We start from the raw sequence: 16284 nt of genomic DNA on the forward strand, positions 1-16284 counted from the left end.
GACCGAAACTGGCGTCGCCGCGTGCCAAAGATCAGGATCAGGTCTTTGACATCGTCAGCCGGTCGGAGCGCTCGACCTGGACTCATTGGACAAGCTGGACTCCCTGGACTGGAGTCCAAGCGATCAACCGCAGATCAGCCGGCGGCGGGATCCGCGACGACGACCTGGAAGGTCTCGCCCACGACGCGGGACGGGTTCACCTGGGCTCCGCCGCGGCGCACTTCGAAATGCAGGTGCGGACCGGTGGAATAGCCGGTCGAGCCGACCAGGCCGATGCGTTCACCCGCGAGCACCCGGTCGCCGGACGCCACGTCGATGCGGCTCAGGTGGGCGTACATCGTGGTCATGCCGTTCGGGTGGCGCAGTTCGATGAAGTTGCCGTAGCCCTCGGGCTGGTGACCGATGCGAACGATCTCGCCCTCGGCCGCCGAATAGACGCTGGTGCCCTGCGGAGCGGCGATGTCGACGCCCTTGTGCATCCGTGCGCCGGGCTCGCCGCCCAGACGACGCATCCCGAAGCGGGAGTTGATGGCGAAGCCGCGCACCGGCTCCTCGAACGTCATCGGACGGGTCAGCGGACCCGCCGGCTCGGCCACCGCCGTGACGGGCGGGAGCTCCGGCAGGGCGAAGGTCTGAATCCGGGGCTCCCGGTCCGCCGGCGCCATGGCCATGGCCATGACGGCGACGCCGATCAGGGCGGCGGTCTGGCTGGAGTGGGTCACGAAGGCACGGGCGGTCGGAAACAGTCGGCGCATGAAGTCGTCGGCTCGGTGGCGCTTTTTGCAAGCATCGGAGGCCAGTGGGCACGGGTCGAGGACCGGCGCGCGCTTCGGCGACCGGCCGTATTAACGATTCATGGGGCGACTTTGGGGCGCCATGGGTCTGCGAGGGTGACAGGTCGCCGCACCCCGGCGACCGCGCAAACGAAAAGCGCGCCGGCCACTGGGGCCGACGCGCTTCGAAGTAAGCCTCGAACCGTCGCTTAAAGCGGCAAGGTCAGGGTGATCCCGCCCATGTGGCTGTCAGCGTGGTCGCCGAAGCGGCCGCGATAGCCGACCTCGACCTCGAGCGGACCCAGATCCCCGGTCAGCCCGGCCGAGGCCAGGACCGAACCGCCGAACGGATCGTCGAACCGACGCGACAGAACCTGCGCCGGGTTGCCGGCGATGCCGACCCGCACGGCGTCGGAGCTGTCATCGAGGCTGTCGCGATAGCCGCCCTCGACGAAGACGGCGAAGCCGCCCATGTCGCCCTCGGCCCGCAGAACGGCCTCGGCGGTGATGCCCTTCACCGAGCGATCACGGTACTCATACGAAGCCGCCGGCCCCTGCTCGATGTAGCCGTCGACGTCGGAGTTGCCGTAGGTAACCGCGACGCGCGGCGAGATGGCGATGCCGCCCGCGTCGAACCACATGCCGGCCTGGGCCCGCGCGCCGGAGCTGAAGCCCCGGGTCGTTCCCGTCTGGGTGATCGGGGCCAGGGCGCTGACCCGTTCGATGTCGTTGTAGTCGTCGCTGGCGAAGCCGGCGGCGACGTTGATGAACATCGCGTCCGACCGCCAGCCTGCGGCGGCGTCCAGCCCCAAGGTCTGCAGCTGGAAGCTGGTCGGGCCGGCGACGACGTCGGCGTTGCGATAGCTGCCGGTCAGGCTGAACCGCATCGTCTCGGTGCCCGACTCCAGCATCATCTGGGCGCCGTAGCCGTCAGACTCGGCCGAGGACACCGTGCCGCGCGCGTCGGTCTCGGAGCGGTCGTAGAGGCCGCCGATCGAGATCGAGGTCCCGGCGGTCCAGGCCGCACGGCCCGACATCCGGCCCGTCGCGGCGTCCAGTGCGTCCTCGCGATGACGGTAGGCGGTCTCGCCCTGCAGGGTCGAACCCGCCGCCCGATCGCCGTAGTACAGGTAGTCGCTGGACAGGGTGGCGACCAGCCTGTGGCCCGCAGCCGTCGGGTGGACGCCGTCGAAATACAGATAGCTGTCCGGATTGGCGCACAGCGTCGCGCCGACGAGGCAGGACTGGGTCACGTTCGTGAGACCGAACCGTCCCGGACTGGACGCCAGGATATCGCTGACCTTGGCCAGGTCGAACAGGATGATGTTCGTGCCCGGACGGGCCGCCGCAGTCGTCAGAAGCGCGGCCTGAAGCTGGCTGTTGAACGTCGAGCCGGAATAGTCCGCCAGCGCCGCCAGAGGCGTGGGCGAGAACTGCGGCGTGATCCCCAGCCGTGGAAGGTTTGTGACCAGGATCGTCCCCGCGCCGCGGCCGGCGATGTCGTTGACGATGAAGTTCATGTCGGTGACGGCGCCGGCCAGGATCGGGGCCATATAGCCTTGCGGGTTTGCCTGGCTCGCCGGCGGAAGGATCGAGAAGGCGCTCAGACCCTGGAAGATGTTATTGGCGCCGCCCAGGACGCTGACCAGATCATTCGGGCCGAACGTTCCGCCCCGGCCGACATAGGTCGTCAGCTGCTGGCGCATGCCGGGCGGGAAGGCGACGTTGTTGTCGGTCCGCGATCCCCCGTAGGCGAGGTTGATGCTGCCGGTCACTGCGCCGTTGAAGTTGACCGCATTGAACCCCAGCAGTTCAGTGAACACCCGCCCGTTCGAGAAACGACCCTGGAAATAGGGCGGCGACGGCGGCTGGGTCCCGCCCGAGGCCAGATACAGGTTGCCGTTGTCGCTCAGCGAGTCGCCCAGCACGACCAGACGGCCGTAGGACTGGGCCGAGGCGGCGGTGGCGAGTGCGGCGGACGCGGCGAGCGTCAGCGCAGCCAGGGCTGCGCCGCGAAGATAGCGTGACATGGTCTTCCTCCCGTCGGTCGATTGATCACGACCGTTCCACGACAGTCTGCGCCCGTTTTACCAGAGCGCAAGATGCCGCGAGGGAAGGTTCCTAGTGCAGAAGTCGGAAGCGCAGCGTTCCGGCCACACTCTTCAGGACACGGAGGGCCTGCGGGTCGTAGTCGCGGTCGACGTCGGTGATGACATAGCCGGTGCGTTCGTCGGTCTTCAGATGCTGGCCGAGGATGTTCAGACCGGCCGCAGACAGCTCGCGGTTCAGCTCGGCCATGACGCCGGGCTGATTCCTGTGGATGTGCAGGATGCGGTGGCCACCCGAGACCTCGGCCAGCTGCACATTGGGCAGGTTGACGCAGAAGGTGGTGTCGCCGCGGTTCAGATAGCCCAGCAGCCGTTCAGCCGCGAACTCGGCGATGGCTTCCTGAGCCTCCTCGGTCGACCCGCCGATGTGGGGGGTCAGGATGACGTTCTTCAGCCCCATCAGAGGGCTGTCGAACGGATCGGCGTTGGTGCGAGGCTCCTCGGGGAAGACGTCCAGCGCCGCCCCGCCGATCCGGCCCGAGCCGATCGCCTGGGCCAGGGCGCCGACGTTGACGACATGACCGCGCGACAGGTTCAGGAACAGGGTCCCCTCGCGCATCATCTGGAACTCGGACGCGCCAATCAGATTGGCGTTCTCGCGCCGCCCGTCGACGTGCAGCGTGACGACGTCCGCCTCTGCCAGCAGGGCGTCCAGAGACCGCATCCGCTTCGCATTGCCCAGCGCCAGCCGTTCCGACAGGTCATGGAAGATGACCCGCATTCCCAGCGCCTCGGCCAGCACGGACAGCTGCGATCCGATCGCGCCGTAGCCCACGATGCCCAGGGTCTTGCCGCGCAGCTCGCGTGAGCCGTCGGCCGACTTGTTCCACCGGCCCTCGTGCATCGCCGCCGACTTGTCGACCACGTCGCGCATCAGAGTAATGGTCAGTCCGATAGCCAGCTCGACCACGCTGCGGGTATTCGAGTAGGGGGCGTTGAACACCGCCACGCCCTTGGCCGCGCAAGCGTCGAGGTCGATCTGGTTGGTGCCGATACAGAAGGCCGCGACGGCCAGCAGACGGTCCGCCGCCTCCAGCACCGCCTGGGTCACATTGGTCTTGGAACGAATGCCCAAAACGTGGACGCCCTTGATCTTCTCGATCAGGTCCGCCTCATCCAGCGCACCCTTCAGGGTCTCGACGGAATAGCCCGCCTCCTCCAGCCGCTCGACCGCGGCGGGGTGGATGTTCTCCAGAAGCAGCATGCGGATACGGCTGCGCGGATAGGACCAGCGCCCGGCCAGCCCCTCGGCGTGGAGCAGTTCGTCGATCGAGGCCGCCTCCCCGTCCGCGACCGCCACGACCTTGTCGCGCCGGGCGACCTCGGTGAAGGCGTAGAATCGGTCGGCCGCCCCGCCCAGCTTGACCTCGGCATCGTTCCAGCCGTCCCCGACCATGACCACCGGCCCGGTCAGACCGAGGGCCTTGATGACCGTCGGCTTGCCGTTCTCGTGCGACAGGGGGTTGGCGTCGTCCACGCCGGTCACCACGCCGTCGGCGTCGTAGATCAGGTCGTTGCAGATCACCCGGTCCGCCGGCACGCCCAGCCGCTCCGCGACCGGGGCGATCACTTCCCGGAAGCCGCCCGACAGGATGATGATACTGGCCGCGTTCTCGTTGAAGAAGCGCAGATTGCGCCGCACCGACGGCGTGCCCTCGTCGAGGATGCGGTCCGCCAGCGTCTGAACGTGCGCCCTGGTCAGCGGCAGCATGGCCAGCCGCGTCCGCAAGGCCTCGCCGAAGTCGACCTCACCCGCCATGGCCCGGTCGGTCAGCGACGCGATCCGCGCGCGGATTGACTCGGCATCGACATGCCCCTCGAGGGCGATATCTGCGAGGGCTTCGAGGGTTTCGATGCGCACAAGCGTCGAATCGAAGTCGAAAATCAGCGTCGGAGCGGCGGTCATGCCCCTCTTTCGCCGACCTTCGCAGTCGCAGCAACGGGTTTGTGGGTCTTTAGAGGCCCGTCAGGCGACGCACCCGGCTGTCCGGCCGCCGGCTTTCCAGGGCAGCGGCGCCGATGGCCGCCGCGATGGTCGCCACGGCCAGAAGAGCGCCGCCCTCCCGCGCGTGATCCCTGGCGTACCGGCCGGCTTCACCGGCGTAGCGACGGGCGGAACGACCGGTCTCTTCAGCGTAGCGGCGTGCTTCGCGAGCATACTTTTGACGCTGCTTGTCCGACACGGCCCGCTGGCCGCGCTTCAGCAGCTTCTTCGCCTGATGGCGGGCATCGTCGCCCAGATCGCCGGCGCGATCGCTGACGTCCTCGGCCCGCTCGGTCAGGCCGCGCGAGATGTCCTCGAAACGGTGACGCAGGGCCTCGGCGTCGATCCAGCCACGCGGATCGAACCGGTCGCGCAGTTCCTCGAACCGGCGCGGTCCCGTCCGCTGCGTCAGCAGATAGGTCACGAGCGCGGCGGTGGCGACCAACGCGATCGAGCCTGCTGTATAGCCGGGATGTTTGCGGACTTCGGCCAGGGCGCTGAACTGTCGGACCATGGGATAGTGAACCTCTTCGTCGAGGCCGTCGTCGGTCGGGTCATAGAGCCCGTCGTCATACGGCTGATAGGCGGAACTCCTGTCCCGCATGAGGACAGGAGCGAACCGGGCGAAGAGTGGTTCCGCCAGGCCCGGCAGCAGGGCGTAGAAAGACGCGATGACGCGCCCTCCCCCGCCGACGGTGATTTCCCGGATGGGATGGGATGCGCACCACAGGACCGTGTCCGCCACCACATGGGTCGCATAGACCGGCTGCGGGTTCTGCACCGCGTACCCCGTCAGGTTGCGGGCGTGCTTCGAATAGGGCGTATCCACAGCCGCCGGCTTGACCAGACTGACGGCGACGGGCGCGCCCTCCCGCATCAACTCCATGCGGAAGGCGTTGGTGAACCCCTTCACCGCGTGCTTCGACGCCGAATAGACACCCTGCACCGGCATGGGCGCATCACCCAGAACCGAGCCGACATTGACGATCGTGCCTCCGTCCGGCTGCGCCCTCAGATGCTCAGCCGCGATCAGCGACCCGTTCACCACGCCCCAGTAGTTGGTCTCGAACAGCTGGTGCTGGTCTTCCAGCGTCGTCTCGCGAATGGCTCCATAGATGGAGACGCCGGCGTTGTTCACCCATGTGTCGAAGCCGCCAAACAGCCGCCGGCACTTGTCCGCCGCCTCGGCCAGGGCCTCATAGTCGGCGACGTCGGCGACGGCGTATGCGACCCGCGCCCCCTCCTGCTGCAGTTCCTCGACCAAGGCCCTCAGGTCGGCCTCGCCGCGCGCGATCAGGAAGACACAGGCCCCGGCCCTGGCCGCCCGACGCGCGGTGGCCAGACCGATGCCGGAGGTGGCGCCGGTGATGACGATGGCTTGCTGGCTGACGGGTTTCAGGTTCGGCTTGGCGGGCATGGGCAACGCTTTCGTCGGTGTCGGCTTCGAGAACGGGCGGGCCGTGCGCCCGGTTGCGACAGATAGCACGCCAGCGCGCCCGCGCGAGCCGACAGGCGGTCGCCCTTACCAACCGCCCTCACGTTTCCTATCTTGCACCGTTCTCGACACCCTCCCCTTCAAGGACCCGCCGTGACCGATCACGAGCCCGCCGCCGTTTCCGCGCCGACCGACGACCTCGCCGCCGCCTTCCAGATCGAGGGCTGGCCCGTGCGCGGCCGTCTGGTCCGTCTCGGCGACGCCATCGACAAGATCCTGTCGGCCCATGCCTATCCGGAGCCCGTCGCGGCGCTGCTGGGCGAGGCCTGCGCGCTCGCGGCCCTGGTCGGCTCCGCGCTGAAGTTCGAAGGCCGGCTGATCGTCCAGGCCCAGGGCGACGGCCCGGTGAAGTATGTCGTCGCTGACTACGACACTGAAGGCCATCTGCGCGGCTATTGCCGCTTCGACGACGACGAGGTCGCCGCCGTATCCTCGGGCTTCGCACGTCCGGGCGCCCGCACCCTGCTGGGTCAGGGTGTCTTCGTCATGACCCTGGATCGCGGCCCCGATTTCGAACGCACCCAGGGCATCACCCCCATCGAGGGCGAGAGCCTGTCGCTGGCCGCCGAACACTATTTCGTCCAGTCCGAGCAGATTCCGACCAAGGTCCGCCTCGCCGTAGGCTCCGTCACCGACGAGACCGGCACGACCTGGCGCGCGGGCGGCGCCCTGATCCAGTTGATCGCCGCCGACGACGCGCGCGGCTCGACCGAGGAAGTCTGGGACCGCACCCGAGCCCTGTTCCAGACCCTGGCCGACGACGAACTGGTCGATCCGACCATTACGCCCGAGACCCTGCTGTTCCGCCTGTTCCACGAGGACGGCGTCAGGCTGGAGGACGCCCGCGCCCTGAAGGCCCAGTGCCGCTGCTCCTCCGACCGCATCAGCAGCGTCCTGTCCTCGTTCGATCCCGAGGAGCGCGCCGACATGGTCGAGCCCGACGGCAAGATCCACGTCACCTGCGAGTACTGCGCCACGGTCTACAAACTGTCGCCCGACGATGTGGAAGCGGCGGCGGAAGCTCAGTAAGCGAGGGCGATGCCGTCCTTGCGCATCTCGGTGGCCGCACCATAGGTCCAGCGGCCGCCGGGGTTCTGCTGCATGACCACGTTCTGATAGCCACCGAAGCCGCCGTTCGTCGGCCCCAGGACCCAGCCTCGTTGCTCCAGCCCGGCGCGCGTCGCCTGCGGCACGCCGTTCTCCAGATGCAGAACACCGACTCCCTCGGCCGACTGGCCCGTGGGTTCGGATGAGCCCTCATGCTGCCAGCGCGGGCTGTCCCCGGCCTCCTGCGGCTCCAGCCCGTAGTCGACCATGTTGATGATGATCTGGGCCTGGCCTTGCGGCTGCATGCCGCCGCCCATGACGCCGAACGCCATCCAGGGCTCACCGTCCTTGCAGGCGAACCCGGGGATGATGGTGTGGAAGGGCCGTTTGCCCGGCGCATAGACGTTCGGATGGCCGTCGGTCAGGGCGAACAGTTCGCCCCGGTCCTGGAACATGAAGCCCAGCGGCCGCTCGCCGTCGTCGGGCGCCAGTCCCGATCCCATGCCGCGATAGTTGGACTGGATCCAGCTGACCATCATCCCGTCCTTGTCGGCGACGCTGAAATAGGTCGTGTCGCCCTGCGTCGGCGCATCGCCCGGGAAGGCGCGGTCCATGACCCGGTCCGGACGGATCAGCCGCGCCCGTTCGGCGGCATAGGCTTTGGAGTTCAGCCGCTCGACCGGCGTCTGCGAGAAACGCTCATCGGCGAACCAGCGCGCCCGGTCCTCGAACGCCAGCCGCTTGGCCTCCGCCTGATGGTGGATCGAGGCGGCCGACTGGAAGCCCATCTCCTTCAGATCGAACTGCTCGCAGATGTTCAGGATCTGGTTGGTCGACAGGCCCTGGGTGTTCGGCCCCAGTCCATAGACATCGACCCCGCGATAGTCGGTGCGGATCGGCTCTACCCACTCCGTCCGGTGCGCCGCCAGATCGGCCCGCGTCATCCAGCCGCCGATGCGCCGGAAATACCGCTCCATCTGCTCGGCCAGCTCGCCCTCATAGAAGGCGTCCCGTCCGCCGTCGGCGATCAGCCTCAGGGTGCGGCCCAGATGCGGGTTGGCGAAGACCTCGCCGACGCGTGGCGTCCGCCCGCCCGGCGCATAGACGGTCTTGCGGTTGTCGTTCTCCTCGATGCCGCCGGCCCGGTCGAACCCGGCCATGTTCCGTTCCAGGTACCAGGCGATGGTCTGGGGCATGGGCACGCCCTGTTCGCACAACTCAGCGACCGGGATCAGCACGTCCCGCCACGGCAGCTTGCCGTAGCGCTGGTGCGCGCTCCACCAGGCATCGACCGTGCCCGGTACGTTGACTGTCACCGCTCCATAGCGAGGCAGGTAACCGTCCACCGCCCGACTGCGCGCCGTTTCCAGCGACAACCCGCGCGGGCTGTTGCCGGAGCCATTGAAGCCGACGACCTTCCGCTGCGCCGGGTCCCACAGCATGCAGAAGGCGTCGCCGCCGATGCCGTTGGCGGTCGGCTCCAGAAAGCCCAGCGCCGCGTTGATGGCGATAGCCGCATCGATGGCGGAGCCACCCCGTCTCAGGGTGTCGATCCCGATCAGGGTCGCCGTCGGATGCGCCGTCGCCGCCGCGCCGTTCACGCCCCAGACGGTCGACCGCCCCGCGAACGGCGCCCCTGTGATCCGATCCCCCATGGTGACCCCGGCGAAGGGGTTTTCGGACGTGGCCTGGCTGACGGGCCGCGCGACGGCGGGCGCCCCGGCCGTCGCCATCAGCGCCCCGGCGGGCAGGGTCGACAGGAAGGTGCGGCGGCGCATGGGCGACTCCTCGAATACGAGGGCGAACCCTATTGGCTTCCGCCGTTCTGTGAAGGGGAGATGTCGTCGCTGGCCTGCGGGCCCAGCAACCGCCGCATTCGCCTTCAACCTTGGCGATAGAGGCGACTCGACCGAGTCATCCTTCGGCTGTGGGGTGAAAGACATGATCGGTTCGTTGCTGGCGCTCGCGCTCGCCCAATCCGCGTGCGCCGCTCCGCCCGGCGTGCCGGCGCTGCTGCAAGGCGATCAACGCTTCGTCATCGTCGGCGAGTCACATGGCACAGCCGAATCTCCGGCCGCCTTCTCAGCGATGGTCTGCGAGGCCGCGACCGCTGGCCCGGTCACCGTAGCACTTGAAATGCCTCGGACGATGCAGACGCAATTGGACGCCTTCCTTGTCTCCAACAACGACGCCGAGGCGCTGACAATTCTGCGAGGCACGCCGTTCTTCGACCCGGCCTGGAAGGATGGCCGCACGAGTCGGGCGATGTTGGAGATGATGCTGTCTCTGCGGCGCCTCAAAGCCGAGGGCCGGGACATCGCCATCCTCGCCTTCGCGCCCGACTCCTCGCGGCTGCGCGGGTTGCCGTCTTCGTTCTACGAGCTGGAGATGGGGTATCTGCTCAGCCGTGCAGCCGTGGATCGTCCCGGGACGAAGGTGTTGGTGCTTGTCGGCAATCTCCATGCCCGAAAGACGAGGAACTCCGACCTTCCCGGCCTTGGGCTGCCGGCCGTCGCGCATCTGCCCGCCGATCAGGTCGTGACGCTGGAGGTGGCTCCTCAAGGCGGCGGAGCCTGGAGATGCGTTCCTGAATGCGCCGCTCACAATTTCAGGTCGCAATACGCCCCAGAAGCTCGGGGAGTGTTCATCAACTCCGGCGGCGACGGCGCCTACGACGGCATTCTCGCGCTGGGGCCCACGACGGCCTCCCGGCCGGTGACCGCGCCGGAAGATTAAACGGCTGGCATGCGACGCGCCGTCGCTTGGTGCTGCGGGCATGACGTGACACGCTGACCCTGAAGGCGCGAGACAGCGCTAGGGGGAACCACACATGGGATCAGCCATCACCGTCATCGGCCTGCCGATCGCGCTGGGGATCATCATGTTCGGCCTGGGGCTCAGCCTCACGCCGGGTGATTTCGTCCGCATCGGACGCCGGCCGAAGGCAGTGACCATCGCCCTCGCCTGCCAGCTGATCCTCTTGCCCCTCGTCTGTTTCGGCCTCGTGCTGGCCTTCCAGCTGCCGCCCGTCCTGGCTGTCGGGATGATGCTGCTGGCGGCGTCGCCGGGCGGGACGACGGCGAACCTCTACAGCCACCTGTTCCGGGGCGACGTGGCGCTGAACATCAGCCTGACCGCGATCAACTCCGTGGTCGCCGTGATCACCCTGCCGATCGTGGTCAACCTGTCGCTGGCGTATTTCGATCCGGACGGAGGTCAGGTCGGACTGCAGCTGCAGAAGACCATCGAGGTCTTCCTGATCGTGCTCGGCCCCGTGGCCCTCGGCATGATGGTGCGGAGTTTGAGGCCCGCCTTCGCGGCGGCCATGGACAAGCCTGTGCGCATCGCCTCGGTCGTGATCCTGACCTTGGTCATCATCGGCTCCGTCGCCGCCCAGATCGATATCCTGACCGCCCACTTCGCCGCGATCGCCGGTGTCGTGGTGACCTTCTGCTTGGTCAGCCTTGGGATCGGCTTCCTCGTTCCCCGGCTACTGAAGGTCGACAGGCCGCAGTCGATCGCCAGCGCCTTCGAGGTCGGGCTGCACAATGCCACCCTGGCCATCGTCATCGCCCAGTCGGTGCTGCGGAATGCCGACATGTCCATGCCGGCGGCCGTCTACGGCGTGCTGATGTTCCCGCTGGCGGCCGCCTTCGGGGTGCTGATCACGCGCGGATCAGCGAAGGCTCAGCCTTCCAGATCCAGCGAGTAACCCGCCGAGCGGACGGTGCGGATCGGGTTGGCGCTGTCCTCGACATTCAGGGCCTTGCGCAGGCGGCCGACGTGGACGTCCACGGTGCGGGCCTCGACATAGACGTCCGAACCCCAGACGGCGTCCAGCAGCTGTTCGCGGCTGAACACCCGACCCGGATGGCGCATGAAATGGTCGAGCAGGCGGAACTCGGTCGGGCCCAGATGGACCTCCTTGCCCGAGCGGCGCACGCGGTGGGCGACCCGGTCGATGATGATGTCGCCGTGACCGACCCGGTCGTCGGCCAGACCCGGCCGGATGCGACGCAGAACGGCGCGGATGCGCGCGATCAGCTCGGTCATCGAGAAGGGCTTGGTCAGATAGTCGTCGGCGCCGGTGTCGAGGCCGCGCACGCGATCGCTCTCCTCGCCGCGCGCGGTCAGCATGATGACCGGCAGGTTGCGCGTCTCGGGGCGCCCGCGGATGCGACGGCAGACCTCGATGCCCGACACCTTGGGCAACATCCAGTCCAGCAGGACCAGGTCCGGCTGGCGCTCGTCGATCTGGACCAGCCCCTCCTCCCCGTCGGCGGCGACGACGACGTCGTAGCCCTCCTTTTCGAGGTTGTACTGAAGCAGGGTCGCCAGGGCGTCCTCGTCTTCCATCACCAGGATATAAGGCTGCACGTCTCAGTCTCCGTCAGGTCGTCGGCGGCGTGGGCAGATGCCCCGAATCCGCATCCCAGTCGCCCGGCGCGGGCGTCCAGCGCGGACGCTCCCCGGTCATCTCGTCGCCGGTGATCTCGTAGTGGATGACTTCCGCAATGTTGGTCGCGTGGTCGCCGATCCGCTCAAGGTTCTTGGCCATGAACAGCAGATGGGTGCAGGCGCTGATCGTGCGCGGATCGCCCATCATGTAGGTCAGCAGTTCGCGGAACAGGGCGTTGTAGTGCTCGTCGACCTCGTCGTCGGAGGCCCAGACAGCCATGGCCCGGTCGATCTCCGAGGCCGTATAGGCGTCCAGCACGTCGCGCAGCCGCATCGACACCAGCTTGCCCATTCGCTCGATCGAACGGGTCAGGGGCTGCATCGGCTCGGTCTCGGCCAGCGACAGGGCGCGCTTGGCGATGTTCTTGGCCAGGTCGCCGGTGCGCTCCAGATCGACCGACAGCTTCATCGCCGCCAGGGTCTTGCGCAGGTCCGACGCCACCGGCTGACGCAGGGCGATCAGGCGGATCGCCTTCTTCTCGATGTCGCGATGCATCGCGTCGACCTTGGCGTCGCGCTCCACCACCGCCCGCGCCAGGGCGATGTCGCGGCGTGCGACCGACTCGACCGCGTCCGCAACCTGGGCCTCGGCCAGACCGCCCATACGGGCGACCTCCGCGGTCAGCTGGTTCAGTTCGTCGCCGTAGGCCTTGACCGTATGCTGGTTCAACCGAAGCGTCCCGTGATGTAGTCCAGCGTGCGCCGTTCGCGGGGATTCGTGAAGATTTCCTCGGTATTGCCGTGCTCGACGAGGCGGCCGAGGTGGAAGAAGGCGGTCCGCTGCGACACCCGGGCCGCCTGGGCCATCGAATGGGTGACGATGACGATGCAGTAGCGCTCGCGCAGTTCGTCGATCAGTTCCTCGATCCGCGCCGTGGCGATGGGGTCCAGCGCCGAGCAGGGTTCATCCATCAGGATGACTTCGGGGTTCACCGCAATGGCGCGCGCGATGACCAGACGCTGCTGCTGGCCGCCCGACAGGCCGGTGCCGGCCGAGTGCAGACGGTCGGCGACCTCATCCCAGAGCCCCGCCTTCTTCAGCGAGCTCTCGACGATGCCGTCCAGCTCGGCTTTCGAGGTGGTCAGACCGTGGATTTTGGGGCCGTAGGCGACGTTCTCGTAGATCGTCTTGGGGAAGGGGTTCGGCTTCTGGAACACCATCCCCACCTGGGCGCGCAGCAGCACGGGATCGACCGACCTGGCGTTGATGTCCTGCTCGTCCAGCATGATCTTGCCAGTCACCCTGGCGCCCTGGATGGTGTCGTTCATCCGGTTGATGGTGCGCAGGAAGGTCGACTTGCCACAGCCCGACGGGCCGATGAAGGCCGTGACCGTCTTGTCCGGGATGTCGAGGGAGACGTCGAACAGGGCCTGTTTCTCGCCGTAGAAGACCGAGACGTCGCGGGCGGCGATCTTGGTCGGGCCGACGGGCGCGGCGGGCGACTTCACCGGCGGCACGTTGTTGGCCATGGCGCCGGGCAGCACCTGACCGCCCGTCATCGGGGTGTCGGTCGGCTCACCGCCGTCACGATTGTCGGCGCTGCGGAAAACGGAGAATTTCATAGACTTACCACCGACGTTCGAAGCGACGACGCAGAAGGATCGCGGCGGCGTTCATGACGATCATGAAGGCGAGGAGAACCAGGATGGCCGCGGCCGTCCGCTCGTGGAACGCGCGTTCCGAGGCGTTCTCCCAGATGTAAACCAGCGACGGCAGGGCGCCGGCCGGTTCGTCGATCGCACCCGGAATACCCGGCACGAAGCTGACCATGCCGATCAGCAACAGGGGCGCGGTTTCGCCGAGGGCGTGCGCCATGGAGATGATGGTGCCGGTCATGACGCCGGGCATGGCCAGCGGCAGGACGTGGTGGAACACTGTCTGGGTCCGGCTGGCGCCCATGGCCAGGGCCGCCTCCCGGATCGAGGGCGGAACGGCCTTCAACGCCGAGCGGGTGGCGATGATGATGGTCGGCAGGGCCATCAGGGCCAGAACCAGCCCCCCGACCAGCGGCGACGAGCGCGGCAGGTGCATCCAGTTGATGAACAGGGCCACGCCCAGCAGGCCGTAGACGATCGACGGCACGGCCGCGAGATTGTTGATGTTGACCTCGATCAGATCGGTGATCCGGCCCTTCCTCGAGAACTCCTCCAGATAGACCGCAGCGCCGACGCCCAGCGGGATGGCTATCAGGGCTGTGACCAGAAGCATCAGCGCCGAACCGACGACGGCGCCGAGCACGCCCGCCAGCTCCGGCTCGGTCGAGTCGCCGTTGGTGAAGAGCTGGGCGTTGAAGGTCGTCGAGACGTGGCCGTCGCGCTTCAAGTCGTCCAGCCAGGCCATCTGTTCGTCGCTGACACGGCGCTGGTCGGCGGCGGTTTCGCGCGTGATCTCGCCCTTGTAATAGAGGTCCGCCTCATCCGAGACCGGGGCGGTGATCTCGACTGTCCGGCCGATCAGAGACGGGTCGTTGCGGATCAGGTCGGCGGCGCGGAACTTCAGTTCCGAAGACAGAAGCGAGCGATAGGCCGAAGCTTTCGTGCCCTGGGCGTCGTCGGTCTCGCCGAGCCGGGTCAGCTGTTGCTGGGCGACCATCTGCTGGAAATTGGTGCCCTGCGGATAGGCGCGGTCGATCCGCGCCGGGTCCATATAGACCGGCACGGTGAGCTGGTTGGCGTAGAAGGCCGTGTGGCCCTGTTCGATGATCCGGCCGAGCAGCAGCACGAGGAAACCGATGGCCACTGAGACGGCCAGAATACCGTACAGCTTGAACCGTCCCTCGCGGGCATAGCGTTTCTTCAGACCGCGCTGCAGCCGTGCGGCGCGCGCGGGGTCCTCGGCCGCCAGACGGCCCCACATCTTGTCGGCGCCGGTGTCAGTCATACTGTTCCCGATAGGTCTGGACGATCCGCTGGGCGACGATGTTGAGCAGCAGGGTCACGAGGAACAGCGTCAGTCCGAGGCCGAACGCGGCGAGCGTCTTCGGGCTGTCGAACTCCTGGTCCCCCGTCAGCAGGGTCACGATCTGGACGGTCACCGTGGTCACGGTGTCGAGCGGGTTCAGGGTCAGATTGGCGGCCAGACCGGCCGCCATGGTCACGATCATGGTCTCGCCAATCGCACGCGACATGGCCAGCAGCAGCGCGCCCGCAATGCCCGGCAGGGCGGCGGGCAGCAGCACCCGCTTCACCGTCTCGGACTTGGTCGCGCCCATGGCGTAGGAGCCGTCGCGCAGCGACTGGGGCACGGCGTTGATGATGTCATCGGACAACGACGACACGAACGGGATCAGCATGATGCCCATGACCGCCCCGGCCACCAGCGCCATCTGGTTCTGCACCAGCATCAGATACTGGCCAACGCCATCCAGCGGTCCGCCGACCAGAAGCGCGCCAATGCCGTTGAAAAACTCGCGGAAGGCCGGACCCACGGTCAGGGCGGCGAAGAATCCGTAGACCACGGTCGGCACCCCGGCGAGGATCTCCAGCACCGGCTTGACGATCCCGCGCGACAGGGCGCTGGCGTACTCCGACAGATAGATGGCCGAGAACAGACCGACCGGGGCGGCCACCACCATGGCGATCAGCATGATGAGGAAGGTGCCTGCGAACAGCGGCACGGCTCCGAAGGCGCCCGACGACCCGACCTGGTCGGCGCGGATGGCGATCTGCGGGCTCCACTGGGTCCCGAACAGGAAGTCGGTCACCGGCACGGCCTGGAAGAAGCGAAGGCTGTCCCACAGAAGGGAGAAGACGATGCCGACGGTGGTCAGGATGGCCACGGCCGAGCAGGCGAACAGCAGGCCGCCGATCCAGCCCTCGACCCGATTGCGTGCTCTCAGGGTCGGCCGGATCTGGCTCCAGGCGAACAGGCCGCCCATCACCGCCGCCAGGATCGCGGCGACGACGCCGCCCCAGGTCAGGGTCTGTTGGATGCGGGCGGACCGCGCCGCTTCCTGCGGCAGGGCCTCTCCAAGCTCGCCCGGCCAGACCTGGAAGGCCCGCTGGCCCTCGCCGGTCAGGCGCGCGTCATTGAAAAAGGCTTCGCGACGGAACTGTTCGAGCTCCTGCACCGCCGGAGGCGCGCCGGCCGCCAGCAGGTTGTGCGCGACCGGGCCGGAGAAGACGCCTGCGAGGATCGTCACGACCAGTGCGGGCACAGCGACCCAGATCATGGCGTAGTAGCCGTGCTGCTCGGGGCGCGAGTGCGCCTGCTGGCGACCTTCCAGGGCCGCAGCGCGACGCTGCGCCTGACCGCGCCCGGCCAGATAGGCGAGCACGGCGAACACCGCCACGACAGGAATAACAAGCCAGATCATCAGGCCCCGGAGCGCGCACGCAAGAATCAGAGCGTGCGCGGAAGTCCGGGCCCGTCTCGGCGCGGAACCTGCCCTCGGATCGTCAGCGGATTACGACGACTGG

Annotated in this window: 13 protein-coding genes; 3 read left to right on the forward strand and 10 right to left on the reverse strand. The window is 67.7% G+C overall.

Annotated features, from left to right (window positions below; genetic code table 11):
* Positions 1-134: 134 nt before the first annotated feature.
* From ACW17Y_RS09445 to ACW17Y_RS09460, 4 genes are all read right to left on the reverse strand, one after another.
* On the reverse strand, positions 135-755 hold the full coding sequence (locus ACW17Y_RS09445; protein WP_492035464.1) for a M23 family metallopeptidase: 621 nt from the start codon (positions 753-755) through the stop codon (positions 135-137).
* 227 nt (positions 756-982) lie between these two features.
* Positions 983-2803, reverse strand: coding sequence for an SGNH/GDSL hydrolase family protein (locus tag ACW17Y_RS09450; protein WP_492035465.1), 1821 nt, complete (start codon positions 2801-2803; stop codon positions 983-985).
* Between the two features lie 91 nt (positions 2804-2894).
* Positions 2895-4787 (reverse strand): phosphoglycerate dehydrogenase, encoded by a 1893-nt coding sequence (gene serA, locus ACW17Y_RS09455; RefSeq protein ID WP_492035466.1) that lies wholly within the window; start codon positions 4785-4787, stop codon positions 2895-2897.
* A gap of 49 nt (positions 4788-4836) precedes the next feature.
* Positions 4837-6282 (reverse strand): SDR family oxidoreductase, encoded by a 1446-nt coding sequence (locus tag ACW17Y_RS09460; protein ID WP_492035467.1) that lies wholly within the window; start codon positions 6280-6282, stop codon positions 4837-4839.
* Positions 6283-6453: 171 nt separating this feature from the next.
* Here ACW17Y_RS09460 and ACW17Y_RS09465 point away from each other — a divergent pair, with 171 nt between their 5' ends.
* Positions 6454-7389, forward strand: a complete 936-nt coding sequence (locus ACW17Y_RS09465) for an Hsp33 family molecular chaperone (RefSeq protein WP_492035468.1) — start codon at positions 6454-6456, stop codon at positions 7387-7389.
* Here ACW17Y_RS09465 and ACW17Y_RS09470 read toward each other — a convergent pair.
* A complete protein-coding gene (locus ACW17Y_RS09470) occupies positions 7383-9185 on the reverse strand; it encodes a gamma-glutamyltransferase family protein (RefSeq protein WP_492035469.1) in 1803 nt (600 codons plus the stop codon). The genes ACW17Y_RS09465 and ACW17Y_RS09470 overlap by 7 nt on opposite strands.
* Positions 9186-9348: 163 nt before the next feature.
* Here ACW17Y_RS09470 and ACW17Y_RS09475 point away from each other — a divergent pair, with 163 nt between their 5' ends.
* The gene (locus tag ACW17Y_RS09475) at positions 9349-10143 is read left to right on the forward strand and encodes a hypothetical protein (protein WP_492035470.1); all 795 of its coding nucleotides are present in this window, start codon (positions 9349-9351) and stop codon (positions 10141-10143) included.
* A gap of 94 nt (positions 10144-10237) precedes the next feature.
* A complete protein-coding gene (locus tag ACW17Y_RS09480) occupies positions 10238-11119 on the forward strand; it encodes a bile acid:sodium symporter family protein (protein WP_492035471.1) in 882 nt (293 codons plus the stop codon).
* Here ACW17Y_RS09480 and phoB read toward each other — a convergent pair.
* The 5 genes from phoB to pstC all read right to left on the reverse strand — a co-directional run bounded on the left by phoB (position 11095) and on the right by pstC (position 16181).
* Complete coding sequence (phoB, locus tag ACW17Y_RS09485; RefSeq protein ID WP_298161553.1) at positions 11095-11784, reverse strand: phosphate regulon transcriptional regulator PhoB; 690 nt, start codon at positions 11782-11784, stop codon at positions 11095-11097. The genes ACW17Y_RS09480 and phoB overlap by 25 nt on opposite strands.
* A gap of 13 nt (positions 11785-11797) precedes the next feature.
* Positions 11798-12535 carry a phosphate signaling complex protein PhoU gene (gene phoU / locus ACW17Y_RS09490; RefSeq protein ID WP_492035472.1) on the reverse strand — a complete coding sequence of 246 codons (738 nt, stop codon included), beginning with the start codon at positions 12533-12535 and terminating at the stop codon, positions 11798-11800.
* Positions 12532-13335: a phosphate ABC transporter ATP-binding protein PstB gene (pstB, locus tag ACW17Y_RS09495; RefSeq protein WP_492038277.1), complete on the reverse strand. Its 804-nt coding sequence runs from the start codon at positions 13333-13335 to the stop codon at positions 12532-12534. Before pstB ends, phoU begins: the two co-directional genes overlap by 4 nt.
* 97 nt (positions 13336-13432) lie before the next feature.
* Positions 13433-14722 (reverse strand): phosphate ABC transporter permease PstA, encoded by a 1290-nt coding sequence (gene pstA, locus ACW17Y_RS09500; RefSeq protein WP_492038278.1) that lies wholly within the window; start codon positions 14720-14722, stop codon positions 13433-13435.
* 16 nt (positions 14723-14738) lie between these two features.
* Positions 14739-16181, reverse strand: coding sequence for a phosphate ABC transporter permease subunit PstC (gene pstC / locus ACW17Y_RS09505; protein WP_492035473.1), 1443 nt, complete (start codon positions 16179-16181; stop codon positions 14739-14741).
* Positions 16182-16284 lie beyond the last annotated feature (103 nt).

The organism is Brevundimonas sp. AVps7, assembly GCF_058681545.1.

Coding starts and splice junctions, on each gene's coding strand:
- ACW17Y_RS09445 (WP_492035464.1), bottom strand. CDS start 755: ATGCGCCGACTGTTTCCGACCGCCCGTGCCTTCGTGACCCACTCCAGC.
- ACW17Y_RS09450 (WP_492035465.1), bottom strand. CDS start 2,803: ATGTCACGCTATCTTCGCGGCGCAGCCCTGGCTGCGCTGACGCTCGCC.
- serA (WP_492035466.1), bottom strand. CDS start 4,787: ATGACCGCCGCTCCGACGCTGATTTTCGACTTCGATTCGACGCTTGTG.
- ACW17Y_RS09460 (WP_492035467.1), bottom strand. CDS start 6,282: ATGCCCGCCAAGCCGAACCTGAAACCCGTCAGCCAGCAAGCCATCGTC.
- ACW17Y_RS09470 (WP_492035469.1), bottom strand. CDS start 9,185: ATGCGCCGCCGCACCTTCCTGTCGACCCTGCCCGCCGGGGCGCTGATG.
- ACW17Y_RS09475 (WP_492035470.1), top strand. CDS start 9,349: ATGATCGGTTCGTTGCTGGCGCTCGCGCTCGCCCAATCCGCGTGCGCC.
- ACW17Y_RS09480 (WP_492035471.1), top strand. CDS start 10,238: ATGGGATCAGCCATCACCGTCATCGGCCTGCCGATCGCGCTGGGGATC.
- pstB (WP_492038277.1), bottom strand. CDS start 13,335: ATGGCCAACAACGTGCCGCCGGTGAAGTCGCCCGCCGCGCCCGTCGGC.
- pstA (WP_492038278.1), bottom strand. CDS start 14,722: ATGTGGGGCCGTCTGGCGGCCGAGGACCCCGCGCGCGCCGCACGGCTG.
- pstC (WP_492035473.1), bottom strand. CDS start 16,181: ATGATCTGGCTTGTTATTCCTGTCGTGGCGGTGTTCGCCGTGCTCGCC.